The organism is Agathobaculum sp. Marseille-P7918 (assembly GCF_964248325.1).
In the GTDB taxonomy this organism is placed as follows: Bacteria; Bacillota; Clostridia; order Oscillospirales; family Butyricicoccaceae; genus Agathobaculum.
On record NZ_CAXTXI010000001.1, the window covers coordinates 481,909 to 504,000 of the forward strand.

Here is a 22,092-nt window from a genome sequence, read left to right on the forward strand (position 1 = left end):
CGGTTATCCCCGCCGCCCTTTCGGTGTGTTATGAAACGCCTGCCTGTTTCATCTGCCATTCGTTATAAGCGATCTCTTGCTGAAGCTGCTGATTTTGCAGTTGATACTGCTGCTGTGTCAGCTTGCCAAGCGCCAGCTGTTGGTCAAGCTCCTGTTTCTGCATTTCCAGCTGCTGCTTTTGAAGCGCAAGCTGCTGCTGTTGATAAGTATAATTCTGATTGTTCTCAATGCCCCACTGCCGTAGTGCTGCAATGTCCTGCGCATTGGCATATCCATTTTCGGCAATCTGTGTCATGACGGACTGAATTGCCTGCAAGCGCTCCAAATCATTGGTATACTGCGCTTGCGCTGCCATGCGCTCCAGCTCTGCAATGAGTTCGGTTTGCGTAGTCGCGTTATTGTTCAGCGCGTTCTGATAGGTGTTGCCCGCTTGAATCTGACTGCTTTCTGTAACGCCGGAAGAAAGAAGGCCGTTTGCTGCCAGGTTCTCGGCCAAACTTCCATTGGGCTTGATGGTCTGCATATATGCCTGCTCAGCCGCGGCATTGTTCAGCGCCGTCTGCTTTGCCGCGTCCTGCTTCTGCGCGTCAATGTTGGATTGCATCTGACCCAGTGCTGCCTGATACTGCGCATTGATATTATCAAGTTGCTGTTGATATTGCTGATCTCTTTTATCTGCAGCATCCATCATTCCTGCGATGACTTGCGCCGTATTACCGCTTTGCGAAAAATCCAGTTTTTGCGAACCATCCCCGCCGCCGGAATATCCATATGTTGCGCGAATCTGTTCGGCAAGGCTATGTGCCTTGTCCATTCCCGCCTGATCGCCCAGCTTCGACGCTTCGCTGTATTGGTTTTTGTACTGCTGGATTTGCTGATATGCCTGCGGATCAGCTGTTTTCAAATCCGCATCATTGTAAACTCCCATCGGCTTATATGTGCCGCCCGACGTTCCGCTGCTGCTCTGCGAACTGTTCGAACTTCCCGAACTGTTGGAGCTTCCCGAACTGCCGGACGAAGAACCGCCCGACGTGCTGCCCGAGCTGGTGCTGCTGCTCGGCTTTTTGTTGTTTGAATTTGAAACCGCGTTGCTGATTGCTCCGGCAAGTCCCGCACCGATTCCTGCCAAAACTCCTGACCATCCCATAAAATCAAACCTCCTGTTTTTAGGGTGAACCATTTTTTGTTTGCGTCCCTTTTGTCTGAGTATACACGCACAAAACGCACAAAACGCACAAACTCACTTTCCTGCAAAAAAATAAAGGCGGTTTCCCGCCTTTATTTCTTGGCCGCCCTGTCCAGCTTCTCCCGGATGCGGTCGCTCCAGTCCTCAATGTGCATGCGCAGTGCTTTCCATGCAATATTTGTGCTCTCGTCGTTCGAGCCGTCCGCAACCATGTCGGCCATGTGCGCGATATTGTCCGCGTGCTTCAGCTCGTCGCGGCTCATTTCGATGTATCGCGTTCGCTCTTCCGCCGTCTTGGCGTGGCATGCGTCCATGGCGTATTTCTGCGCGCCCATCAGCTCTTCCAGTGCCTCATTGTACTTTTCGAGTACATGCTCCAAAAATCCCATTGTTTACGCCCCCTTGATGTATTGATAAAGCTTGTCAAGATCGGTTTCGGACATTTTCAGCCCCGCAAGCTCGATCGGCCACTTTCCCTGTGCCTTTACCTTGAGCGTGCTGTACAGCTTGTCAACGTCCACCATGTCGCCGTTGACGACGCCCATCATTTGCACCATGGGATTCGTGAGAATCTCGGTAGACTTGCCCTCAATCATCAGCGCCGCGCCTGCCGAAAGCAAAACGCCCTTCCAGCGCGGCATAATTGGCGCAACCTCGCCGTCGATGAAGTTTGCAATTCCTCGCTTGACCTGATCAATGCTTTCCATGTTTCATCACCTCATAAAATCATCGGGGCGGAGTATTCCCCGCCCCTTGATTGTCTTATGCCGCCGGAGTAGTGGTGGTCGTGGCCGGAGTAATGGTCACATTGCCCCAACCCGGGCAAACGCTCGTATTCGGCACAACCAGCTTAGTCAGCGCCTGCAGCGCCGCGATCTGCTGCTGCATGCAGCTGATGGTCGCAGTGTTCGTACCGTTGTAAACAGCCTGCTGCGTGTTGATTGCAGTCTGGTTGTCCTTGATGGCCGTGATCTGGCTCTGCAAATCCTTGTATGCCTCCACGATCTTCTGGTCGGTGTACTTGTCCGCTTCGAGCAGACCGATGTGCGCGTCCTTCGCTGCGATCTCCTGCACCAGATTCAGCTCATAGCGGTTTACCGCAGTGTTCTCGCCGCAGCAGTTGCCGCAGCCGTTACCCATGCCGTTCAGAAGGCCCCAGCCGCCGTTGAGCAGACCGAGCGCAGTGCCTGCGATACCCAGACCCAGACCAGCGCCTGCAACGCCCTTGCTTGCGTATTCCATGGTATTTTCTCCTTTTGGTATGTATTCACTGCTCGCTGCGCGCCGGCGAGACGGTGTCTGATAAAATGCTGCTCACACGCTCGCTGATGCTTTGCGTGTCCTTTTGAAAAAGGTACTCGACCAGCTCATGTGTCTTTCCGTTTTCCGCATACCGTTGCAGTATTTCCTCTGCCTTTTCTTCGGAAAACCCCATCCGCATCAGCCGTGCCTTGCAGCTCATTTCCTCACGTCCTTTATGTCCATATTGTACCGAAAAGCAAAGGCCCGCGAGGTTCACTCGCGGGCCTTTTATGGCTCAATTGTGGTTCATTTTTCTGGTGCGCATGATATAGCTCACCGTTTTGTTTGTGATGGAGGTGATGCGCCGCTTGACGGTCGAAACGGATATATCCAGTTCGGCCGCAATATCCATCTGATACCAACCGCGCCGAAGCAGCGGAATGATTTTCTTCTCGTTATCGGTAAAGTCGATATTGCCGAGAAATTCCTCCCAATCTTCCTTTCGGAATTCGAGCTTCATACGCCCTTCTTTCTGGCCTTCCCCTTCGCGCGGCCGTCCTTACGGGTTCGCTTGCGCACTGTTAGCGTCTGCCCCATAGTCTGTCACCTCGTTTGCATCTCCGATCACGTTCATTCCCTCGCCGTCCTGCGTGTAGTTGTATGTCTCAAAATCGTACTGATACAGATACCATACAAACCCACCGATTGTCAGCAGCCACGCGACCAACAGTGCCATTGCCAGACAAAACATTCTTTTGTTCTGCTTGCCCTGCAGCTCGATCATATGCCACGCATCGGATTTTTCGCGCTCAGGCATTGCCCTGCACCGCCTTTGCCAGCTTCTTTACCAGCTCGTCGCCGTACTGGTACTTGCGCATATATGCAATCGTCTGCTCCTCAAGGCCGCAGACCTCCTGCAGCGTGTCGATTGCATCCTGCACGGCTTCATCGCCTTCCGGCACAAATGCGCGGCACTGCGGCGCGGTCATGGCCGGCAGCTGGCGCGCCGCATCGAATACCACGTTATACCCCGCCTGCGAAAGCGAGCGCATCTTCACAAAGTTGTTTCCGTCCTTCTCAATGCACTCGCATTCGTACTCCTTTCCGTCCACCAGCACGGTTTTCTTCTCAACCACTTCGTTATCCTCCTCAACCGTTTTCCCAAAGCCTTCCGCTATTCCATCCGCGATCGCGCGCGCAATGTCGTAAAACTTTTCCTTATACAGCTTCATATCGTCCGCGTCGTCGATGAAGCATGTCTCTACCAGCGCGTGGCTGATACCCGCCCGGTGTACGGTGTTCATTACCTGCAAATTGTCTCTCCGCTTGACACCGCGGTTTTTGAACCCCAGCGCTGAGATACGTCGGCAAATCGCTTGCTCCACAGATACGCCGCTTTCCGCTGTATGTACCAACACCTCTGTTCCTGTCGTCGCGCCGTTTCCGTCCTTATCGCTCACACCAGCATTGAGATGGATTTCCAGCACATATCCAATGCCAAAGAGGGGCAGACTGCCGCCGCTGCGCAGCACCTTGTATGCGTCGTTGCTCTGGTCATACATAGTGACATTGAATCCGTATTTGCGCAGCATCGGCGCGACTGCCGTTGCCAGTCTGCGTGTCTCGACGGCCTCTGTGTATCCGCAGCCACAAGCGCCTGGGTCATAAGGTGTACCTCCGTGTCCTGCAATCAAAAGAATGTTCATGTCGGCACCTCACTTTTCCAGCGGTTTGTCGTAGTTCTTCGCGCGGTCGCTGTCCGTCAGGCCGCTGGTGGTCGGGTCGTTCAGCGCGTTCCAGATATTGCTCAGCATCAGAAAAACGCAATACGGATTGCTGAACGTGCGAACAATCAGCTCCCACACGCTGCCCCATGTTGTCATATCCTTCGGTGTCAACCCCCAGTATGCCAGCACCGTCAGCAACGCGCCCACAATGATCTGTCCCCAAAATACCGGATTCTGAAATCTAACCTTCCAATTCATTGTTTTTGCTCCTCTCGTCAATGATCTTCACATAAATACCAACGCGTTCCATCAGCTTTTTAATTGTCCCGTTGCCGCCCAGCGCGACATACTGGTCATGTAAAAGCGTCAGGTTGTCCATCTCGTCCGCTGTGATTTCCCCCGCCTCCAGATATTTCAGGCAAAGGAACAGCAACCGATCGTGCAGCGTAGCAAGCAGTGCCTTCTGCACTGCTTTTTCCCACTCCGCGCGGTGCTTTCGTCGCTTGATTGCTTGTTTGACCACCCACACCGCGGCGGCGAGCGCGGCGGATAGCTGCGCCCAATAGTCCCGTATCGTCTCCATCCGGCTTTCCCCTCACCTCCCGCGCCGGTGCGTAATCCACTCTGCCACCCGGTGCAGCGCGTTCTCCAGCTTTATCGCCGCTGCGCTGAGGAAAAACCACGCGACCGAGAACTGCGGGCAAACCTGCCCCATGAGGTTTCCCGGTATATCCGAATAATCCCAGACGTTCCATCCAAGCCACACATTAACGATCAGACCGGTGAGAAACTCAAGCCAAGTCACCATCGCCGCGCCTTGCACCATTTGAATCCATAGCGGTGGGTGCTTCTGCATCTCGTCTTGTAGGCCGATTAACACAAAGCACAACCCGCCCAAAACGCCCATGCTCCAGTGTGTATGTCCACGCCAGAGGATTTCGATAACCATGTACGCCAGCCCGCCAATCACGCCAAACGCGCTATGCAGTAGCACCGACACTACCGTAGTCGATTTGGATTTCATCCAGTTCCTCCTCACTCTGCGCCGCGAAAATAGTCTCTTTAACAGCCTCCTGATACCGTCTGTATGGATAAACGTATGCGGAGATGGCAAGCGACAACGCCGTGTAATCCTCTATCGTAAAGCTATGGCAGCGCTTTTTCTGCGTGTGCCACTCAAGCACGGCGGGCTGTCCGGCGGCGGTCGCCAGCTGGTACTGCGCAAAATTTATCGCCATTTCGGTCTGATCCTGTTCTGTCACGCCATACACCTTGCCGTCCGTCCATGTCAGCGGATGCGCCGCAAGCCAGTCCGCAAGGGCTTGCTTGTTCTGCTCCTGCTTTGCCGCGCGCAGCGCGTCCAGATTGACTGCGGGCGCGGGGTGCTCCGCCTCCCACGCGGCCATCTCCTCTACGGTCGCACCCTCGACCCATGCGGCGGCATCCTCATCCCAGCGGGGTCGGACAAAGCCTGCGCCGCCTGCGTGCTGCTTTCTATCCGGCGTCGTCTCGGAATCGACCAGCATATCTCCATCTTGCATCTTATATCCGACCACGGTTTGCTCTTCATTTTCCGTTTGTACCAGTACATATTCTTTGTAAAAATATTGCTCATCGACTACACAGCAGTGTTTATAATGCATGCCATTTCCCTCCTTACAAATCGGTTAATTCTGGACTAAGAATGTGGCGCCAAACGATACATAGTTGAACGCAAATGCAGAATAAATTATAATGTCTCCATTTTCTAAAATTTGTGCCTCTGCAATTCCTCTTCCACTATCTCCGTATACATGTGCCGCACGACATACGGTTTTTTTGGGACGAAATCCCGCAGGAAGTGATGCAATTAAATTCTCATTTGGCACACCTGTGCCATTAACAGAACAATTCACAGTGCAACTCCCATCTTGTGTCTTATAATACGTTGATGTCGCAGCATTACTCCAGCCCGACTTGAACGAGATTTCTTGTTCCAGCGGCTGCGTTTTATCCGCTTTGCTGTCTAAAATTGAAATCACATCATCTGCCAACATATCTGTTGTAATCGACCCACCCGGAATAATACCGGAAACGCTGTCATCAATCGCTTTTCGCAGTTCCTCCAGCGCTTTCTGCACATTCTGTGCCTGCATCCCGCTGATCGCAGAAACGCCAACCTCGGCCGCGCCGGTCGCCGCTTTAATTTTGTTGATGTACGCCGTCAGGTTCTGCTGAATGGCTTCCAGCGCCTGCTGCACGTTCTCCGCTGTCACGCCCTCGATCGGCCAGACCGGGATTTCCCCAGCGGCTCCCTCCCCAGCCAGCGCTTCCAGCAGCAGATTAAACCTCTGTATGATCAGCTGCGGCAATGCGTCGAATACGGCTTTATTCTGTTGCGCGGTTCCGGTCAGCCGGTCTGGCTGGCTTTGCACATAGGTGCTTTGCACATTCTGGTCTGTGATTTCTAATTCTTTGATACTCACTTTTTCGCCTCCCCCGCGTCCTCCCATTTGACTTCCAGTTCATAAAAGCCAAATCCTTCGTTAACCGCATCCGAAACGAAAACAAACTGTATTGCTTTCCATTTTTTCAGCTTGATGAGCAGCGGCAAAATCGCGTTTTCGCTGGAAACAAAGCTGATTCGCTTGAAATCAATATCATCAAACGTGAATTGATCGGCATACATGGTTTTATAAAACCGTGCGGCGCTGTTTTCCGTCCGAATATAAACGTCAAACGCAGACTTGGCGTAACTTTTCATGTGTACTGAGCTGCCGCGCTTCGGCATCGTCTTGAGCTGGCTCAGCGTCCCCATCGTGTCGAGCTTAGTCGCCCACTCAGTATGGATTGCCGCGCCGTCGTCGTTATATGCCTGCCGCAGCGTTTCGTTTGCATCGTTCACCATGTCATCGTTGAACTTGCAGATACGGCCGTCTTTCGTGCCAAAATACAATGTCTGCCGGTCCGGCTGCATCACATGCGCGGGAATGTTCGTCCAGTAGTACCACTCATACCCTTGATCCTCGCGGTTCTGGTTGCCGTCCGCGATGTATGCAACGCCGTTCACCACCAGCACATACCACCCGCGCCACACCGCGCATATCGCATCCTCAAGGCCCTTTTCCTTGCACAATTTCGGGTTTACGCGGCGGCTACGGCAATATAGCTGACGCACAACAATATTGTTGTTGTACGTCGTTGTCGGTGCATACACGCCGCGCGGACTTAAATACAGCGGGTCGTCGTTCAGGTTCGCCGCCGAATACCTGGCAATTGCGCCATATCCCGGCACGCCTTCCTTCAAGGGGAATGCCGCTGTCTCGCTCACAATCGTGCTCGCGTGATGCCAGATTGTTCCCTCCTGCCGGTTGTCCTGCTTGATAATCAGCAGCTCGCCCTGCGCCTTAACGTAGCACATAATCGGAAAGTCACTTGAACCAACAACCGAATAATTGATATCCGGGAAGTATGTCGGATCGCTGAGTCCTGAAAACCACTCCGTCGCCGCGTACTCGCTGTTGCCGGATACAAATACCCGGTTGCTGCTCCCGTCCGCTCCGTACAGCGCGAAAATCGTGCTGCCGAGTATCTTCTTTCTGTCCTCGGTTGTCTTAGCGAACTTAATTTCGACGTTGCTTGTTCCTGCGTTCTCCGGTGCTTTCGGCGCGGTCGCAAAGGTCACAGTGCCTTTTTTTGCGTCAAAACTCTCTATGTCTATCTTGTCGCCCGTGATGTAATAGCTTGCCTCCGGCTTAAAATCGGCATCAATTTCGGTCACGTCAAGCTGAAACGTCTTGCTGCTCCCGTCCGCCACAAACCGGTTCTTGCGGTATTTGCACAGCATGTTGATACTCTCATAGCTCTGCCCGCCGCCTGTCGGCTTGCTCTGATAGGTCGTCAGCGGCACATATGCCGTATCATCCGAAACGCGCTTTGCGTCCTTGCCATCGAAAACGATGTACTCCGCGCCCGTCAGGATGTAAAGCTTTCCGTTCATGTAAAAGCCCTGGCTGCGCCCGCCGTTTTTCAGGCCGGACAAAAGCTCCTTTTTACTTCCTGCGCCGCTCGGTGATAGCGATACCAGATACAGCTTTGCACCAGCATGAACCACAAAATACCGCGTTTCCGTGTCGCTCTCCGCTTCGATCTCGCCCTCAAACGGAAAAATGCCGGAAACCGCCACTTTCTCGCCAACGTCAAAAACCGTTCTCCATCCCCAGCGCCGTTCCGGGAATCCGCCCTCGTCCGCGATGATGTTAATTGCGCGCGGCGACCGTCCATCGTCTATCTGTGTTTCATCCGTGGAGTAGTCCACGCCGCGAAACCTCCTGTAGTTCTTCCGACCGGTCGCAACGCTGGAAAAGCTCGGCACGCTGATCTGTTTAGGCATCCTCGTCCCCGCTTTCTCCGTAGTAAGGAATTGCGGGCGCGGCCTCTTCCAGCGCCTGCAAAAACTTGTTATATTCGATTACGGCCTCGGCCTTCTTGTTGTTGTCGTCGCCCATGAACTTGCTGGCGAGTCCATGCGGCAGCGCGCCGCGCGTGATGCGGTCGTCCCAGTCGATTTCCGTCTGGTCGTCGATGGTAGTCACCTCCGGCGCGGTCTCCAGCCGCTCCCTGCCCTGATATTCCCGTATCTGGTTTTCATACGGCAGCGCCTCCATGAGCAGCTGCTCAAGGAACAGCGGCGCGTATTTATCAAAATCCGCGTCTCCGCCTTTGCTTTCAAACAGGATCGCGGCGGCAAGGTCAAATATTTTCTGTGTCGTTGCCACCGTCGCACCTCCTTTCTGTCAAAAAAGAAAGGGCGGGGCTTTCCCCGCCCTTCGGGCTTAGTCGCTGTCCGTTGCGTAGGCAACGTCGGACGTGAATTTTCCGTTTGCGCCGAATGCCACGGCACGAATCATCTGTCCGCTTTCAGTCGTGATTTCTCCCGTCACGACCTGTGCGCTGTCCGAATAGCGCGGATCGCTGCCGTCCAGCGTGTACATGATCTTTTCTGCGCCGGAAGAAGTCGGCGTCACCTTATGGCTCGAAATCGACACCGTCGGCGCGGCCTGCTTTTCGCTTGCCAGCACCAGCGCCACCACACCCATTGCCTTTGCACCGATGACAAACGCATCATAGTAATGGCGGCCTTCAATCAGATTGCCTGAAATGCCGGGCGGGTCCTGATGAATTTTGGTGTCCTGAATCTTGTACGGCATGATAACGCTCTGCTTATAAGTCGCCAGCATGAAACAGTTATCAGGAAGATAACCAGCAGGCACCTTTACGATGCGGAAATTGTCAATATCGCCGCATTCGCCGCGGCTGATGCTCTTTTCGCCCAGCTTGTCGATGGCGATGAACTCATCCGACGTACAAACCAGCTTGTACATTTCTGCCGTCATGTACAGATAGCGATTATCCTCCGGCACAAGCGCATCATCCATCGCCTGACCCATGTCAAAAATCGTGGAAACGATGTTAGACTTGGTCGGCTTGCTGTTGACGGTCATAATCTTGCCCGCATACATGGCAAACTTCTTAAATGCATACTTATCCGCCGCAGGGGTGGACTGCTCACGCAGTTGCAGCTGAAGCATCCTTCCCGCTGCCTTGATGTTCATCTGATCGACGTTGTTTCCCTTGTCGATAGTCAGCTTAAAAGCTTTGTCCTGCGTCATGGTCATTTCCTGTACGGTATCCTGCATCTCAGTGCCTTCACCATACCGGTTATCACCGGATCGCTTGTAATCTACCTCGGACACAGTAATCGGCGTGTAAATCTTCAGCGTTTTTACTCCCGTAAGATCATACGCATTGGAAACCTTTCCTCGAATAAACGAGGACTTGGTAAAAACTTCTGCGATTTTATCGCTGTATTTCGTGGCCAGATTGATAGCCATATTTTATGTCTCCTTTCAGTTTCCACACAGCCCAGCAAGAAAATCGTCCTCTTCCACGGCCGCGCCCGCAAGGCTGCCGGTCGTGGCCTGCCTGTTTCTCTCCTGCTGCTGGTGGATGTTGTTTTGCTTGTCAAGCTCGGCCTTTGCCTGCTCGCTCTGATACTTCCATAGCGCCTCAAGCGGTGTTTTTCCCTCCCGCACGAGTTCAATCACGCGCGGCGGTACTTCTTCCACCGTCTTGATGCCGGTTTCCTTGATGTAGTCCACCCACTGTGCAATTTCTCGCTTTTTCGTCAAGTCCTGCACGCTCTGGTCTACCCGGCTGCGCAGCTGCTGCATCTGAGCTTCGCGGGCGTATGCCTGCTGCATCTGCTCATTTCGGCGGGCGGCAACGCGGCTCTTGGCAATCTCACGCAGCGCGCCTTCCTCGGTCGCCGGAAACTCGTTTTTGAGCTTCTCGACCTCGGCTTCCAGCTCCTGCATCTGCTGACGCTGTTCCAGCTGCTGGATGAACTGCGGCACGGTCATATTCGCCGCCGCCGCGTACTGGTTCAGCACGGCAAGCTCCCGCTCGTTTTTGTGCTCGTAGTTCATGCCCTTTTGCAGCAGTTCGATTGCGTTTGCACCCAGCGCGCGCCCAATCTCCTGCACGGCAGCCTGCGGCAGCATAATCTGCTGTCCGTTGTAGACCAGTGGAATTAGCTGCGGCGGCTCTTGCGCCGGCGGCTGTCCCTCTGCTGGCGGCTGCTCACCGCCCTCCTGTTCTTTCTTCTCCGGCTCTCCCTGCTGGCCGTCGGGCTGCTGGTTTTCCAGCCCTCCGTCCGCGCCTTCGCTCGTGTCCTGTTCCGCGGTCTGCTGGTTTTCCAGTCCGCCATCAAACAAGCCGTCCTCGAAGTCGCTGCCGAAATCGCCGTCCATGTCCGCGCCATCCGTGCCCGCGTCCTCGCCCTCGGCGAAGAACTGCAGGCCCATCCGGCCGCGAAACTCGCTTGTGCTGTCGTAATTGCTGGTTTTCCAATTACTCATAGCAGTATGTACTCCTTTCAAAATAGAGCGCCTGCGCTCCGGCGGACGCGCCGGGAAACCCTCCTTCTGTGTAGGAACGTAGAGCTCAAGCAGATTTCCCAGCGTATCCCCGTATCCTTGCTCAGGTATATGGGAGTTCGGGCGGGAATGGCTTAAAACCGCCCGCCGCAGCGTAGGCGCGCATTATTTATGTGTTCCAGCGCTGAGACGGACGCGCCCTCGTTCCGCAAAGGGCGCACCCACCATCAAAAGAATAGGAGATATGCCGGGCAGGTAGGCTCTTCCCGCCCGTCTCAGCGCTGGAAATTGTCACGGTTTATTCTGCCGGTTCGTATGTTTTCTCAAAAATATCAGGTTTGCAAACATGCTTTTCGCCATCCACACCCGTAATGATGTAATCACCGACACTGGCATGTATGTTTCCATCAGCCGTGCTGATGTTCATTGCACGATCCGTTTGATATGCCTCTATCAAACCCATTTTTTTGCGATACTTCATGTTTGTCCTCCGTTAAAACGTGAACTTCTTCGGCTTGTCCTTCTGGCTGAACGCCGCCCGCGCATTGTCCAGTTCCTTCTGCACCGCGCCGAACATCGCGTCCACCTGCTCCTCGGTGTACTCGTAGTTACTTCCCGCCAGATTGCCGAGCAAGCTCACCGCCTTGCATGCGCGCGTGACGCGCGGCTCTGCAATGCGCACGAATTTCTGCTGCTTGGTTTCTTCCATTTATATCGCACCTCCCTGCTGCATCAACTGCGCCTGCGCGGCCTGCTGCTGCGCCCGCTCAATTTTTTCAATCAGCCCAGCCTTATCCCGCACCATTCCCTCCGGCACGCGCTTGAGATATTCCACCGCGTCCGGAATCACCTTGGCATTCATCAGGTTATCCAGCGTCGCTGTCTGAAGCGTCTCCGCCCAGTAGCTTGCCGCACCGATATTGATATTGAGGTCCATCGCATCCACCGGCAGCTGAGAAAAATCATATTCCTTAATGACGGTCTGCTCGCTTGTCTCTCCAGTCGCAGGATTGGTCACCGTCTCGGTCGTTTTCACATGCCGGATACCATAATAGGCATGAAACATGTCAATCAGAATCCGCGTGTAATCCTCAACAAATTGGTAATAGCTCAACCGCGTCAGACTCAACGGCGCGGCGGTCGCCTGCTGTACCGCTACGATTGCAGACGTGTTGTCCGGGTTTTTGATATTGCCCAGCGCCGCGTCGTTTGCGCCCGCGACATTTTTTGCCGTGTCCAGCAGATTATTGGTAATGCCAAAAGCGTCCGTCGGAATCGGCATGCTGCCCGCAACGCCTGTGAGTGCCTGCGTCGGGTCACCTACTACGCCAATCGTCTGCGCCTCCGCGTCCCAACCGTCCGGGAATTGCCTTTTGTTGTACACCAGCTTCGGCATTGCATTATTGAGTACCTGCGTACCGAGCGCCGTAAATTGCTTGTTGACCGCGATCTGCGTATTGATCAGCGGCTCGATCTCGCGCACGCCGTGCATGGAATTTTTGCGTGGCTTCCAGCTCATGTATGCGAGCGGATAGCGCGTCATGGCTGCTACGGTCTCTTGTTTCACGATGACCTTATCAATGACCTGCATGAAGCGTACAAAGCCGTCCTCTCCCTTCCAGAACCGCGTCAGCTTGGTGCATCCCTTGTCAGTCTCGGACAGCTCGTCCTCGCCCTTGTATTCGCTCGCGCTGTCCCCGGTGATGCTCTCCCAGTCCTGCACGCCTTCCTTTTTGGCTTTTTCCCTTTCCTCTTCCACCGGCACGCGCTGCACAATGATGATATACGGCTGTCTCTGCACCCGCGCGCTCTGCGGATTGCCGAAAATAATGTTGGTGTTCATAATGCTTTCGGCTATAATATCGCCCTGCACGCCGTCCATACCGGTTTTGGCATCCGCGTCAAACCAAAAATACAGCGCAGCATCACCGTCCACGAACGCATCCCGCAGAATCTCTCGGTGCTTCGCCTTGATTTTCTGCCGCTCGACCACACGGTCAATGGATTGCTCGATAATTTTTGCCGCCCGCTCGGCCTCTTCGTCCGGCAAAAACGGCTCGATTTCCTGCCCCACATCGTCCGAAACGATCTGTGCAACCTTGTAATAACAGATGGGGTCCAAGAAGTTCATCGTGATCGGGCGCAACTGCTTCACCTTCAGACCTGCCCACTGGTCGCCCTCGACCATGCGCTCGCAGATTTTGACGCTCTCATACAGGTTCAGGCCGTTTTTGTAGTCCTTTCCGCGTTCATATTCGCGCTGTACCTGCTCTGCGGTGATTGGCTTCTCATTCATCCGTCAAATCCTCCTGCGACTGCTCCGTTCCGTCATAGCGGAAAAGGTTAAGTAGCTCTCTCTGCAACTGGGTTTCCACCTTTGACCTCTTCTGGCTTCCCTCCTGCGCTTTTGCCAGCTGCTGCTTCAGCTCGCACCGCGCGTCCTCGCTCATCCGCAGCGCCTTAGCCAGCCGATCCGCCCGGCCGCGCTCGGCGGCAAGATGCTCTTCCATGGTCTTTGCAGCCTGCTCGAAAGCGCGCGCCTGATCTTGTGCGGCGTCAAGTTCCTTTGCTTTCTTGTTGAGCAAATTGATACAAGCCTTGTATGTGTCATCGTTATCCTTTTTCAGCTTTTTGCAGTAAATATCCAAGGATTTCTTACCAGATTGAACATAAAGCAACCCAATAAACAGACAAATCACACAAACAGCCAACACCAAACTAATAGCCAAATACATCTCGCACTTCCTCCTCATATCCTTTTTCAAACTCATCCCGCTCGACTGGCAGCGTCGCCGGCAGCGGGCAGCCGTCACAGTAGTACCGGATCGCATCCGGTCCATGCGTCAGCTCGTGCGGCTCCTTTGCCACGTCGTTCGGGTTTTTCTCATCGTGCTGCAAGCCTGGCAGCGTCCGTATCAGGTTGGTACAGGTGTTGAAAATCCGCAGTCTCGGTCGCATCTCGCCAAACTCGTTTTTCACTACCTGCAACCGCCGCTTGAGTTCATACCAGCCCGCAACGCGGTTGTTTGATACCTCGCTGAGGTATATTCCCTCTTCTGCGAAGATATCCGCAACGCTTCGGCCGGTCTCCTGCCGCCTGTTCCACAAATCGCGCGGCGCAAACCATGCGGTGATTGCCTCGTCTCCATTTGCGTCCAGCAGCCGCCGCGCCGCCTCCGGAATTATCAGGTTCGGCTCATATACCTCGCGGTATACCGTGCCGCATCCGGTTTCGTCCTCTGCCACCCAGTATGCCGCCAGCATGTCCAGTCCATAGTCCAGCGCAACATACCGCCGCCAGTAGTCGGGAATCACAAACGGCTCACAAACGTGCGTCTCCCGCTTGAACTCGGTGAAATACTGGCCGACGTAGTAATCCCAGTTCCCTTCTCGCAGCGCCATGTACACCTCATGCGGCAGGTTCCGCAATCGATTTTCATATTCCGGGTCTGCTTCCATCAAAAATGGATTGTCCTCCAGCTTCGCAGGGATAAACAGGCGGCTTCCACCCTCGCACTGATGCACCTGCATCGGCGGGCCTATGTCGATAAACCGTTCCTTTGCGTTTGCGTGGCCTACGCTGCCCGGGTTTGCCGAGCATTTCACATGCTTCGGAAACCCGTTCACACCACGCACACGGGAAATCATGTATTTGTACTGCGTTTCCGTGAAGTGCGTCATTTCATCAAAGCGAATCACGTCATATTCTGCGGACTGGTACTGCTGCACGTCGCCCTCGGTCGCAATGTATCCCATTTCAATCGTGCTTCGTCCCACTGTCCAGACGTGCTTGCTCGCGTTGTACTTCGCAATTCCGGCCGGATAGATACTCAGCGTTTGCGGCACCATAGAGCGTTCCAGCTCCTTGTATGTCCGACGCAGTATCAGTTGCTTGCTGCCCTGATACCGCAGAGCGTACAGCAACGCGTCCAGCGCCTGCACAAAGGTTTTGCCGCCGCCTGCCGCGCCACCGTACAAAACCTCAAAAGCATCCGTCTCAATGAAAGTCTTTTGCTTTGGCGTAAGCTGAAAATCTATTGTCATGCGCTGTCCACCTTCGCCGGGTCAACCAGCGTCAGCTGCACATGCAGCTCTTGCGCGGTGTCCGATGCATCGAGCAGCTGCTCCTCAAGTGACTGCTGGAGCGCATGCACGTCCTTCATACTGCCGGACAACTCCCGCAATCCGATGCCGGTATAATCCGCCAGTATGCCTTTGAGCTTTTTCACGTCATCCTCGCTGAGCGCGATCACGCCGTCCTTGGCTGCCTTTTTCAGCACCTTCAGCCCGTCGTCCACTTCTCGGCACTCGCTGGCTGCTGCCGTGACCTTCTTCCCGATTGCGCCGAGCGCCCGGTCAACGATCCTGCCGCACTTCTCGACCGACGCGCGCCGCGCTTCCATGCGCTTTGCAACAACGTCCTCATCATCCTGCATTTGTGTGTTCCACCAGTGGCAGACGGTCGATTTCGGAAAACCGAGCTTCTTTGCCGCCTGCGTCGGTGACATACCGGAGGAAATCAGGGCAAGCGCCCGCTCGCGGTCCTCGTCTGTGTACTTGCTTCCTTTCAACGCGCCCACCTCCTTGCCCTGCGCGTCTTTTGCTTGAGCATTACTATACACGCACAAAGCGCACAAAACGCACAACTTTGATTTTCCGCAAAATTTTTTCGTTTACCGCCACTGAGACTGGCCATGCGGCACGCGCGCCCAAGCGCTTGGGATTTTACCCAAAGAAAAAGAGCGCGGCTTATACCGCGCCCTCGCCCTGTTTCACCAACTTATAAAACGTCGTCTTTTTCACGCCCGTCTGCCGCATCGCCTCGGCGGCAGTGATATCCCCCGCTCGCCATCGGCGCACTACCTCATCAAAGCCTTCCGGCGGCTGCACTGCCCGACGACCAAGATTTTTTCCCTGCGCCTTTGCTGCTGCTATCCCCTCGGCCTGCCTCTGGCGGATGGTCAGACGCTCCTGCTCCGCAATCGTCCCGAGCACCTCGATCAAAATATTATTTGCCATCTCAATCACCCAATCCTGCCCATCCGGCAGATCAATCATGGTGGTCGGCAGATCAATAATTTTCACCCGAATTCCATTGCGCCTGTAATGCTCCAGCTCAGCCTTTATATCTGCCTTGCTGCGGCTAAGCCGGTCAAGGGATTTCACAACCAGCGTGTCCCCCGGCCGGAGAAGCGAATCTCGCAGCGCACGGTATCCCGGCCGGTCAATGTCCTTGCCGCTCTCCTTGTCGGTAATAATATCCCGCTCGTCTGCGCCCAGCGCGCGGAACGCCTCAATCTGGCGATCTAAGTTTTGCTCCCTTGTGCTCACTCTTCCATAGTAAAACGTCTTGCTTGCCATTTTTCTCCAACTCCTTTCTTTTTCCGTTCGTCAATATCCCTATTTTAATGCAAACGTCCGTTTTTATTATTCCGTACCTTTACGAACTGTCAAGGCATAAGAAAACAGGGCTCGTCCAACCCGTTCTAAAAGGAGTACCTTGTCGAACGGTCAAAGCGGCCGTGTCAACTGTGTTTGCAAAATCGGCTCGTTTCGTCAACTGGCTTCGGTCTCCCCGGCCAGATGCCGATCACACAGCATCCGCGGCCCACTGTCATTGGCGTACCCCATGCGCCGCGCGATGATTCCCCACGGCAGGCCGTCCAGATACCGCAGCTTAAATGCCCGCCGGACCGTCGCGTCCTTGATTTGCTCAACCCACAGCCGCACCGCCTCGGCCTCGTCCATGCGCCGCGCGGTCAGCTCTCGCACCCGAGCACGGGTCTCCTCCAGCTGCTCTTGACCAAAAAGGCAGCCGACCCCGAACTCGTATTCCATCCGCTCAATGTGCCGACGCTCCCGGGCAAGCCGCTCCTCTTCCTCCCGCTGCTCGTCGATCAGGCTGTCCAGCTGCCGAAGCCTTTCCTTTGTCATGTCGTGCCGTCCTCCTCTGTCCAGCGTTTCCCGCCGTCGCCGCTTTTCTTATGGTTTTCCGCTCTCGGCGTCCGAACCTTTAGAAAAAACGGGTTGTTTTTTCGTCAAATCCCGTTTCCCGCCCTAACTGCTGCAAAAACCATGCGTCTTTTGTGGTTTGCCCTCTGTCAACCTCTGGCAGCAAACCGTGTTTACATCCGTTTTCCCGCCCCACCGTCCAACGCTGTCCGAACCTGACGAAAAACAACCGTCCGAATTGTTAGACCCCTTACAAGCCAGAAAAACGGGCCCTCCCGCTGTAATTTTGCAACTTATCTCGGCCTATATCTTCGCCGCTGCAACCGCTGCCATGGATCAGGCGCGGAAAGCTTCCTCTGCTTGTCCCAGTATGCGTCAAACAGCTTGTGATCGTATATGCGGGCAACCATATAGCGATAATGACCAAACTCGTTGTCAATCCGCTCATCGTTGATCACTACCACGCCCGGCGGCGGTTCGACTTCCTTTGCCGCAGACTCCGGCAGCCGCAGCCGGATCGGCTCATTCGGTGGCCGCAGGTTTCGGCTGCATGAGTATTTGCGCGCGCCCTTCTTGGTCGGCTGGGCGAGTAGATATCTGGCCGTGTCCCGGAAAAATTCCTCGTTTTGCCTGAGCGGCCGCACGTCCACCGTTCCCAGTCCCCAGCATCGATCTATCGCATCGCGCAGTTTTTTGTACATGCCCTCGCCCTTTGCGCCGCGCATAATCAGGTGGTGATGCAGCCGCACTTCCGTGTCTGCATCCGGCATGTCGTGCGCCGTTGTAACGACGATATATGTATGCTCAATGCCCAGCTTCTGCAGCTCGATTCGCATCTTTCGGTGGAACACCTTCAAGCATTCCCCCTCGTTCGTCGGCGTCTCTGCATAGGTCAGACAAACAAACAAATCGCGCATTTCAACGAAATTGGCGCAAATCTTTTGCGTCAATGCCCATTCCTGCGCCCTCTCATTGATTCGCTTCTTTGCCTCGCTTGTCGTTTGCTTGCGCTTCTCGCGCTGTCTCGGTGACTGCCCCGGCAGATACCCGGTCGAGTATAGCGACATCTGGCATAGATTCCCGTTGGCTTCTAATTTTTGTATCAGCATAAATACCTCCGTCACCGGCCCGGCTCCTGCACCCGCGGCCCGTGATACTCATATAGCCGCCCCATCACGGGGCGGCCTTTTCTTTTTTCATTTCCCGCCATATCCGGCGGGCTTCTTTCTGTATGTGCGGCCAGTAATCGCGCTCCGGTCTCCCATATCCGCATACACTGACCGCATAATCAATGGCAGCCCATAGCGTGTCAAACGTCAAACCATTTGCAATGGCTTTGCTAAAAAACGCTTGTTTTTCTTCGTCCGGCACATAACCAATCATCCGTCCGTAATAATCCACGACCGAATGCAGCGCCTGCTCATTCGTCAGAGCCGTTCTCCCCTCCATCTTTTCCCGCCTCCTTTTCCGCAACCATATCAAACAGATTGTCCGTATCTCTGTAGTACATCGCGGGCAGTCCATCCGCACCAAGCACCAGCACAAAATCCTCGTTGATCTCGCCGCTCGTTTTTGCCTTCTGCACGATCTGCGCGGCCGTCTCATGCTCAAAGCGCGGCACATAGATTTCCTGCTGTTTTCCGTTCTCATCCAGAGGAAACTGCCGCTCAAGTGATACGCTGATTTTGAGCGAAACACACCCCTCGCTAATATTCAGCTTTCGCATCCTCTTCAGCAGCGACAGCATCTGCCGGTCAAACGCTTCCACCGCCGGCGTGAACGTCTCCGACGCAAGGCTTAATTCGTATCGCATTTCTGCTCCTCCTCAATCCTCTTGATGGTCTTATCAATTCCCGCCTGTCTCGCAACCTTAAAATCAAGTTCCAGCCCGAATAAATAAACCACCTGCTCTGCAACATTCTGAACGTCTGCCAGCTCTGCTGCCAGATGCTCCAGCCGATCCTGCAAGTCCGTTCCCTTTCCGCCGTCCTCCCGGAATGTCATGCGCATCAACACGTCACTGGCAGCGCTCACCGCCTCACCCAATTCCTCGATTAGCTTGCATACCTGCTTTTCCTCGCCGTAGTACCGCGCAATGCGCATCAACTTTGCCGCTCTTTTTGCATTCATAAATTCCAACCTCCAATCACCTGTCCGATCGCCGCTTTCATCTTCCCCGCGGCCTCCTCGTCCGACTGCTCCAGCTCCTTCAGCGCCGCCTGCAAGCGTCTCCAATACTCGCATAGTTCCCCGAACAGAAAATTGACCTTATGCGCGGCCGGATTCTTGAACTTCTCCAGCTTTGCCAGCGCCTCGGCGGCGCGGTCTTCCGCTGCCTGCAAGGCCTTACTCTGCTCGGCGACTACCTCTGCGCGCAGCGCAGCACGCTCCTCGTCGGTCAGATCGCGCGGCTGGTTTGCCTGCGCGGCCAGCTCATCCAGCCGGCGCTGCAATTCCGCAGCAGTCTCCGCATTTGCCTTAGCTGCCTCTGCCTGCTCCTGTGCTTTCTGCGTTTGCACTTTCAGCTTATCTTTGGCAGTCGCCAGCGCAGACCGCGCGCTGCGCGCCTCCTGCCCCTGCTTGTCCGCCTGCTCCTGTGCCGCAGCGGCGGCGGCCTTGGCCTCGTCGCGCTCCTTGACCAGCGCCGCGATTTCCCGGCTGCTCATGCCGGCAAGGTCGTGCTCCTCTGCCAGCTGCTCGCGCTCCTCCTCCGGCAGACCGAGCAGCGGAAGCAGCTGCGAATAGCCGAGATTTCCGAAAAAGTCGCTCGCTGTCTTGCCGGAAAGCCCCACCTGCCCGTCTCCAAACTCGCGCGCAATGCGCATATAGTTCTGCGCCGTGCTGGGCTTGTACCCCAGCTTCGTGTCCAGATAATCCGTCCACTCTCCATGCGGGACAAGCTGCTTTGCCTCCTCCAGCCGCCGCCCGATCTGCACCACGCTGTCCATGAACACCCGCGCCGCGTTGTCTCGGATGGTATATATCTCCGCGGTCACGATATCGATGGACCGCACCGCAACTACCTTGTCACTCATGCCGTTTTAATCTCCTTCGGTTTCTGTATCTTCGGATTTCCGTCCTTGTCCCGCGGACTGCCTTTTCCCAGCCATTTCAGCCAAACATCCAGTACATCCGCATATAATTCCCGCGCCGGAATCATTTTTGGATTATCCGTGCATGGTTCGCACTCATTCCTGTACCCATGCACTTGCACGATCCGGTTTCCATTCATCTGAATCGTTGCCAGCGGCGTGTCCGAATGCTCCGCCCGCCGCAAAAACAAGATAGTTGTTGACCCGCTGATATGCCTTTCCGCATATCCGCCGACGCAGTGCCGCAGCACCTTTCCTTCCTCGACTATCTCCGCTTCCAGCAACGGAAACAAAATCACAAATCCGCCGTATGCAAACTGATATTTTTCAATCCGCGCATGCAGCTTTTTCTTTCGCTTCTCAAAAAGCTCCGCATTCTTACGCATCTGGATCTCTTTATGTATTGCAGCGACCAGCTTCGCCTTTTCGTCATGCGCTTTGCATAGGTCTTTCGGGAACGCCACCAGCCGATCTTTCACATCCAGTTCCAAATCCCCGCAGAAATTCAAATAGTCAACATAATGCTGCCACGCGGGCAACCGCGACGGAAACCCGCCATATGCCATATGCCCGCATTTGTTCACCTGTCCCGCCAGATAGCGCCGTATCTTTCCCGGCGATTCGCCCAGCTTGTCCACCATTCGAACCAGCCTGTTAATGTCGTTGTTGCAAAGCAGTAAATAGTCCGCGCAGCTCTCTATGCTCTCCGTATAGCCTCGTTTGAGCAATCGCTTACGCAGCCGCAGCAAAAGCACCTTATCATTGTACTTCTGCAGCTCCTTCAGCTCCGCCCCGTTCAGCCCCAAGGCGCGCCGCGGGTCTTTCTGCGTGTAGTCGATGATCTCCTTGTTGACTGTCCCATACATCAAATCCCGCACAAAACACGAAAGCCCCAGCTTTTCCAGCATCTCAATCGAGTAATAGCAGGCCAGCATCAGCCGCTTGGTCAGGTCGTAGTAAGTACCGTCCTTAAACCTTCGATCTCCTGCGCCGACATACTGCAAAAACGTACCTTTCAGCCGTTCCCATCCGATCACATGATAGCTGACGCATCCTGTCACATCTTTCAGCGGCGCATAGTGCTTTTTCATCCAGTCAGTCAGGTAACACGCATATTCATCCACTTTCGGCTCTTCATGATACCGAGTGTAATAGCAATGATTTTCCCACATCTCCGCACACCCCGACCGCAGCCGGTAACTGAATGTTGCCATATAAAATGTCTGCGGCGTCAAGGTGTCCTCATAGCCGCGCTTCATCCAGCAGGTGCGCAGATATACCGTCCCGTTCCGCTTGTGTATGAACATGACCGGCACAAACTGTTTCAGTCCCTTTTTGCCGAAGCGCTTGCCGTACCATATCGCCTTGCTGCCGCAAAACGGGCAAACGCCCGGCTCCCGATGACGCCCAAGCGCTTGGGATTTCACCACTCCGGACTTGCCGCAGCAGCTTGCCGTCACCTCGCCGGCGGTGTTGAAAAACAGGTAATGCGTAAACAGCGCATCTGCGCACTGCACATCTTCCTTGGTCATGCGCGGCCATGTGCGCATGATCTCCATGCTCTCTTTTTTGTTCATGCCGCACCTCACAACAGGTCTAACAGGTCGAACACCATGCCCGGCTGCTCTTGCTTTGGCGTTTCCTGTTGCACCTGCTCCGGTTCGGCCTGCGGCATGTCGTATTTGCTCATATACAGCACCATCTGAAACTCTACCTGCGCCCCCGGGAAGTAAAACTCCACCGCCCGACGGTATGCCTCAATGTCTGAAATGCTGTTCCCGACGCCCTTTGCAACATGCTTCATGCAATCTGCAAACGTCTTTTTGCTCTGATATACCGCCTGCGCAAACTCCGGCTGCTGGCGGCAAAACTCCCGCAGCGCATCCGCAACCGGCTTGTACATCACCTGTTCGCGCTTGTCCCCTTTGAAACCGCGCACTTCCTCATCAATCTTTTTCAGTGCTAAATCCGTCACT

General features: G+C 54.7%; 33 protein-coding genes. 1 reads left to right on the forward strand and 32 read right to left on the reverse strand.

All coding sequences use genetic code 11. The features are described from left to right. Positions 1-28: 28 nt before the first annotated feature. Positions 29-928 (reverse strand): hypothetical protein, encoded by a 900-nt coding sequence (locus tag ACESSO_RS02335; RefSeq protein ID WP_373163426.1) that lies wholly within the window; start codon positions 926-928, stop codon positions 29-31. Between the two features lie 10 nt (positions 929-938). Between ACESSO_RS02335 and ACESSO_RS02340 the strand changes: the two genes are divergently transcribed. Continuing rightward, positions 939-1,175 carry a hypothetical protein gene (locus ACESSO_RS02340; RefSeq protein WP_373163427.1) on the forward strand — a complete coding sequence of 79 codons (237 nt, stop codon included), beginning with the start codon at positions 939-941 and terminating at the stop codon, positions 1,173-1,175. Between the two features lie 103 nt (positions 1,176-1,278). Here the strand turns inward: ACESSO_RS02340 and ACESSO_RS02345 are convergent, their stop codons facing one another. The 31 genes from ACESSO_RS02345 to ACESSO_RS02495 all read right to left on the reverse strand — a co-directional run bounded on the left by ACESSO_RS02345 (position 1,279) and on the right by ACESSO_RS02495 (position 22,091). Continuing rightward, entirely contained in the window at positions 1,279-1,575 is a 297-nt protein-coding gene (locus ACESSO_RS02345) for a hypothetical protein (protein ID WP_373163428.1), read from the reverse strand. A 3-nt stretch (positions 1,576-1,578) separates the two neighbouring features. After that, positions 1,579-1,893, reverse strand: coding sequence for a hypothetical protein (locus ACESSO_RS02350; protein ID WP_373163429.1), 315 nt, complete (start codon positions 1,891-1,893; stop codon positions 1,579-1,581). 55 nt (positions 1,894-1,948) lie between these two features. After that, positions 1,949-2,428: a hypothetical protein gene (locus ACESSO_RS02355; RefSeq protein ID WP_373163430.1), complete on the reverse strand. Its 480-nt coding sequence runs from the start codon at positions 2,426-2,428 to the stop codon at positions 1,949-1,951. A gap of 25 nt (positions 2,429-2,453) precedes the next feature. Beyond that, on the reverse strand, positions 2,454-2,648 hold the full coding sequence (locus tag ACESSO_RS02360) for a hypothetical protein (protein ID WP_373163432.1): 195 nt from the start codon (positions 2,646-2,648) through the stop codon (positions 2,454-2,456). A 75-nt stretch (positions 2,649-2,723) separates the two neighbouring features. Then, complete coding sequence (locus ACESSO_RS02365) at positions 2,724-2,948, reverse strand: helix-turn-helix transcriptional regulator (protein ID WP_373163433.1); 225 nt, start codon at positions 2,946-2,948, stop codon at positions 2,724-2,726. Positions 2,949-2,987: 39 nt separating this feature from the next. Beyond that, positions 2,988-3,245: a hypothetical protein gene (locus tag ACESSO_RS02370; RefSeq protein ID WP_373163434.1), complete on the reverse strand. Its 258-nt coding sequence runs from the start codon at positions 3,243-3,245 to the stop codon at positions 2,988-2,990. After that, a complete protein-coding gene (locus tag ACESSO_RS02375; protein ID WP_373163435.1) occupies positions 3,238-4,134 on the reverse strand; it encodes an N-acetylmuramoyl-L-alanine amidase in 897 nt (298 codons plus the stop codon). Before ACESSO_RS02375 ends, ACESSO_RS02370 begins: the two co-directional genes overlap by 8 nt. 9 nt (positions 4,135-4,143) lie before the next feature. Then, a complete protein-coding gene (locus ACESSO_RS02380) occupies positions 4,144-4,413 on the reverse strand; it encodes a phage holin (RefSeq protein ID WP_373163436.1) in 270 nt (89 codons plus the stop codon). After that, positions 4,397-4,738 (reverse strand): hypothetical protein, encoded by a 342-nt coding sequence (locus ACESSO_RS02385; RefSeq protein ID WP_373163437.1) that lies wholly within the window; start codon positions 4,736-4,738, stop codon positions 4,397-4,399. The genes ACESSO_RS02380 and ACESSO_RS02385 overlap by 17 nt, the downstream gene beginning before the upstream one ends. A 12-nt stretch (positions 4,739-4,750) precedes the next feature. Further along, positions 4,751-5,179, reverse strand: coding sequence for a hypothetical protein (locus ACESSO_RS02390; RefSeq protein ID WP_373163438.1), 429 nt, complete (start codon positions 5,177-5,179; stop codon positions 4,751-4,753). After that, positions 5,136-5,798, reverse strand: a complete 663-nt coding sequence (locus ACESSO_RS02395) for a hypothetical protein (RefSeq protein WP_373163439.1) — start codon at positions 5,796-5,798, stop codon at positions 5,136-5,138. The genes ACESSO_RS02390 and ACESSO_RS02395 overlap by 44 nt, the downstream gene beginning before the upstream one ends. 24 nt (positions 5,799-5,822) lie before the next feature. Continuing rightward, a complete protein-coding gene (locus tag ACESSO_RS02400; protein WP_373163440.1) occupies positions 5,823-6,620 on the reverse strand; it encodes a hypothetical protein in 798 nt (265 codons plus the stop codon). Then, the gene (locus ACESSO_RS02405) at positions 6,617-8,527 is read right to left on the reverse strand and encodes a hypothetical protein (RefSeq protein WP_373163441.1); all 1,911 of its coding nucleotides are present in this window, start codon (positions 8,525-8,527) and stop codon (positions 6,617-6,619) included. Before ACESSO_RS02405 ends, ACESSO_RS02400 begins: the two co-directional genes overlap by 4 nt. Beyond that, the gene (locus tag ACESSO_RS02410) at positions 8,520-8,912 is read right to left on the reverse strand and encodes a hypothetical protein (protein WP_373163442.1); all 393 of its coding nucleotides are present in this window, start codon (positions 8,910-8,912) and stop codon (positions 8,520-8,522) included. The genes ACESSO_RS02405 and ACESSO_RS02410 overlap by 8 nt, the downstream gene beginning before the upstream one ends. A 57-nt stretch (positions 8,913-8,969) precedes the next feature. After that, positions 8,970-10,028: a chitobiase/beta-hexosaminidase C-terminal domain-containing protein gene (locus tag ACESSO_RS02415; protein WP_373163443.1), complete on the reverse strand. Its 1,059-nt coding sequence runs from the start codon at positions 10,026-10,028 to the stop codon at positions 8,970-8,972. 15 nt (positions 10,029-10,043) lie between these two features. Then, complete coding sequence (locus ACESSO_RS02420) at positions 10,044-11,054, reverse strand: hypothetical protein (protein ID WP_373163444.1); 1,011 nt, start codon at positions 11,052-11,054, stop codon at positions 10,044-10,046. Positions 11,055-11,370: 316 nt separating this feature from the next. Continuing rightward, positions 11,371-11,553 (reverse strand): hypothetical protein, encoded by a 183-nt coding sequence (locus tag ACESSO_RS02425; protein ID WP_373163445.1) that lies wholly within the window; start codon positions 11,551-11,553, stop codon positions 11,371-11,373. A gap of 12 nt (positions 11,554-11,565) precedes the next feature. Next, positions 11,566-11,781, reverse strand: coding sequence for a hypothetical protein (locus ACESSO_RS02430; protein WP_373163446.1), 216 nt, complete (start codon positions 11,779-11,781; stop codon positions 11,566-11,568). Beyond that, positions 11,782-13,368, reverse strand: coding sequence for a hypothetical protein (locus ACESSO_RS02435; RefSeq protein ID WP_373163447.1), 1,587 nt, complete (start codon positions 13,366-13,368; stop codon positions 11,782-11,784). After that, positions 13,361-13,807 (reverse strand): hypothetical protein, encoded by a 447-nt coding sequence (locus tag ACESSO_RS02440; protein ID WP_373163448.1) that lies wholly within the window; start codon positions 13,805-13,807, stop codon positions 13,361-13,363. The genes ACESSO_RS02435 and ACESSO_RS02440 overlap by 8 nt, the downstream gene beginning before the upstream one ends. Beyond that, complete coding sequence (locus tag ACESSO_RS02445; RefSeq protein ID WP_373163449.1) at positions 13,791-15,116, reverse strand: phage terminase large subunit; 1,326 nt, start codon at positions 15,114-15,116, stop codon at positions 13,791-13,793. The genes ACESSO_RS02440 and ACESSO_RS02445 overlap by 17 nt, the downstream gene beginning before the upstream one ends. Next, complete coding sequence (locus ACESSO_RS02450; protein WP_373163450.1) at positions 15,113-15,643, reverse strand: helix-turn-helix domain-containing protein; 531 nt, start codon at positions 15,641-15,643, stop codon at positions 15,113-15,115. The genes ACESSO_RS02445 and ACESSO_RS02450 overlap by 4 nt, the downstream gene beginning before the upstream one ends. A 178-nt stretch (positions 15,644-15,821) precedes the next feature. Continuing rightward, positions 15,822-16,433, reverse strand: coding sequence for a recombinase family protein (locus ACESSO_RS02455; RefSeq protein ID WP_373163451.1), 612 nt, complete (start codon positions 16,431-16,433; stop codon positions 15,822-15,824). 195 nt (positions 16,434-16,628) lie between these two features. Beyond that, positions 16,629-17,006, reverse strand: coding sequence for a hypothetical protein (locus ACESSO_RS02460; RefSeq protein ID WP_373163452.1), 378 nt, complete (start codon positions 17,004-17,006; stop codon positions 16,629-16,631). A 311-nt stretch (positions 17,007-17,317) separates the two neighbouring features. After that, positions 17,318-18,148 carry a hypothetical protein gene (locus ACESSO_RS02465; RefSeq protein WP_373163453.1) on the reverse strand — a complete coding sequence of 277 codons (831 nt, stop codon included), beginning with the start codon at positions 18,146-18,148 and terminating at the stop codon, positions 17,318-17,320. A gap of 49 nt (positions 18,149-18,197) precedes the next feature. Next, positions 18,198-18,473, reverse strand: coding sequence for a hypothetical protein (locus ACESSO_RS02470; RefSeq protein ID WP_373163454.1), 276 nt, complete (start codon positions 18,471-18,473; stop codon positions 18,198-18,200). Continuing rightward, positions 18,445-18,837, reverse strand: coding sequence for a hypothetical protein (locus tag ACESSO_RS02475; protein ID WP_373163455.1), 393 nt, complete (start codon positions 18,835-18,837; stop codon positions 18,445-18,447). Before ACESSO_RS02475 ends, ACESSO_RS02470 begins: the two co-directional genes overlap by 29 nt. Further along, positions 18,822-19,154, reverse strand: a complete 333-nt coding sequence (locus ACESSO_RS02480) for a hypothetical protein (RefSeq protein ID WP_373163456.1) — start codon at positions 19,152-19,154, stop codon at positions 18,822-18,824. The genes ACESSO_RS02475 and ACESSO_RS02480 overlap by 16 nt, the downstream gene beginning before the upstream one ends. After that, positions 19,151-20,059 (reverse strand): DUF3102 domain-containing protein, encoded by a 909-nt coding sequence (locus tag ACESSO_RS02485; RefSeq protein WP_373163457.1) that lies wholly within the window; start codon positions 20,057-20,059, stop codon positions 19,151-19,153. Before ACESSO_RS02485 ends, ACESSO_RS02480 begins: the two co-directional genes overlap by 4 nt. Next, complete coding sequence (locus ACESSO_RS02490) at positions 20,056-21,693, reverse strand: PcfJ domain-containing protein (RefSeq protein ID WP_373163458.1); 1,638 nt, start codon at positions 21,691-21,693, stop codon at positions 20,056-20,058. Before ACESSO_RS02490 ends, ACESSO_RS02485 begins: the two co-directional genes overlap by 4 nt. 8 nt (positions 21,694-21,701) lie before the next feature. After that, the gene (locus ACESSO_RS02495; protein WP_373163459.1) at positions 21,702-22,091 is read right to left on the reverse strand and encodes a hypothetical protein; all 390 of its coding nucleotides are present in this window, start codon (positions 22,089-22,091) and stop codon (positions 21,702-21,704) included. Position 22,092: the final 1 nt, after the last annotated feature.

What these genes read in the sequence shown, in the direction of transcription:
- ACESSO_RS02335 (WP_373163426.1), bottom strand. Translation starts at nt 928, where the DNA reads ATGGGAGTTTACAATGATGCGGATTTGAAAACAGCTGATCCGCAGGCA.
- ACESSO_RS02345 (WP_373163428.1), bottom strand. Translation starts at nt 1,575, where the DNA reads ATGGGATTTTTGGAGCATGTACTCGAAAAGTACAATGAGGCACTGGAA.
- ACESSO_RS02350 (WP_373163429.1), bottom strand. Translation starts at nt 1,893, where the DNA reads ATGGAAAGCATTGATCAGGTCAAGCGAGGAATTGCAAACTTCATCGAC.
- ACESSO_RS02355 (WP_373163430.1), bottom strand. Translation starts at nt 2,428, where the DNA reads ATGGAATACGCAAGCAAGGGCGTTGCAGGCGCTGGTCTGGGTCTGGGT.
- ACESSO_RS02360 (WP_373163432.1), bottom strand. Translation starts at nt 2,648, where the DNA reads ATGAGCTGCAAGGCACGGCTGATGCGGATGGGGTTTTCCGAAGAAAAG.
- ACESSO_RS02365 (WP_373163433.1), bottom strand. Translation starts at nt 2,948, where the DNA reads ATGAAGCTCGAATTCCGAAAGGAAGATTGGGAGGAATTTCTCGGCAAT.
- ACESSO_RS02370 (WP_373163434.1), bottom strand. Translation starts at nt 3,245, where the DNA reads ATGCCTGAGCGCGAAAAATCCGATGCGTGGCATATGATCGAGCTGCAG.
- ACESSO_RS02375 (WP_373163435.1), bottom strand. Translation starts at nt 4,134, where the DNA reads ATGAACATTCTTTTGATTGCAGGACACGGAGGTACACCTTATGACCCA.
- ACESSO_RS02380 (WP_373163436.1), bottom strand. Translation starts at nt 4,413, where the DNA reads ATGAATTGGAAGGTTAGATTTCAGAATCCGGTATTTTGGGGACAGATC.
- ACESSO_RS02385 (WP_373163437.1), bottom strand. Translation starts at nt 4,738, where the DNA reads ATGGAGACGATACGGGACTATTGGGCGCAGCTATCCGCCGCGCTCGCC.
- ACESSO_RS02390 (WP_373163438.1), bottom strand. Translation starts at nt 5,179, where the DNA reads ATGAAATCCAAATCGACTACGGTAGTGTCGGTGCTACTGCATAGCGCG.
- ACESSO_RS02395 (WP_373163439.1), bottom strand. Translation starts at nt 5,798, where the DNA reads ATGCATTATAAACACTGCTGTGTAGTCGATGAGCAATATTTTTACAAA.
- ACESSO_RS02405 (WP_373163441.1), bottom strand. Translation starts at nt 8,527, where the DNA reads ATGCCTAAACAGATCAGCGTGCCGAGCTTTTCCAGCGTTGCGACCGGT.
- ACESSO_RS02415 (WP_373163443.1), bottom strand. Translation starts at nt 10,028, where the DNA reads ATGGCTATCAATCTGGCCACGAAATACAGCGATAAAATCGCAGAAGTT.
- ACESSO_RS02420 (WP_373163444.1), bottom strand. Translation starts at nt 11,054, where the DNA reads ATGAGTAATTGGAAAACCAGCAATTACGACAGCACAAGCGAGTTTCGC.
- ACESSO_RS02425 (WP_373163445.1), bottom strand. Translation starts at nt 11,553, where the DNA reads ATGAAGTATCGCAAAAAAATGGGTTTGATAGAGGCATATCAAACGGAT.
- ACESSO_RS02430 (WP_373163446.1), bottom strand. Translation starts at nt 11,781, where the DNA reads ATGGAAGAAACCAAGCAGCAGAAATTCGTGCGCATTGCAGAGCCGCGC.
- ACESSO_RS02435 (WP_373163447.1), bottom strand. Translation starts at nt 13,368, where the DNA reads ATGAATGAGAAGCCAATCACCGCAGAGCAGGTACAGCGCGAATATGAA.
- ACESSO_RS02440 (WP_373163448.1), bottom strand. Translation starts at nt 13,807, where the DNA reads ATGTATTTGGCTATTAGTTTGGTGTTGGCTGTTTGTGTGATTTGTCTG.
- ACESSO_RS02445 (WP_373163449.1), bottom strand. Translation starts at nt 15,116, where the DNA reads ATGACAATAGATTTTCAGCTTACGCCAAAGCAAAAGACTTTCATTGAG.
- ACESSO_RS02455 (WP_373163451.1), bottom strand. Translation starts at nt 16,433, where the DNA reads ATGGCAAGCAAGACGTTTTACTATGGAAGAGTGAGCACAAGGGAGCAA.
- ACESSO_RS02460 (WP_373163452.1), bottom strand. Translation starts at nt 17,006, where the DNA reads ATGACAAAGGAAAGGCTTCGGCAGCTGGACAGCCTGATCGACGAGCAG.
- ACESSO_RS02470 (WP_373163454.1), bottom strand. Translation starts at nt 18,473, where the DNA reads ATGGAGGGGAGAACGGCTCTGACGAATGAGCAGGCGCTGCATTCGGTC.
- ACESSO_RS02475 (WP_373163455.1), bottom strand. Translation starts at nt 18,837, where the DNA reads ATGCGATACGAATTAAGCCTTGCGTCGGAGACGTTCACGCCGGCGGTG.
- ACESSO_RS02480 (WP_373163456.1), bottom strand. Translation starts at nt 19,154, where the DNA reads ATGAATGCAAAAAGAGCGGCAAAGTTGATGCGCATTGCGCGGTACTAC.
- ACESSO_RS02485 (WP_373163457.1), bottom strand. Translation starts at nt 20,059, where the DNA reads ATGAGTGACAAGGTAGTTGCGGTGCGGTCCATCGATATCGTGACCGCG.
- ACESSO_RS02490 (WP_373163458.1), bottom strand. Translation starts at nt 21,693, where the DNA reads ATGAACAAAAAAGAGAGCATGGAGATCATGCGCACATGGCCGCGCATG.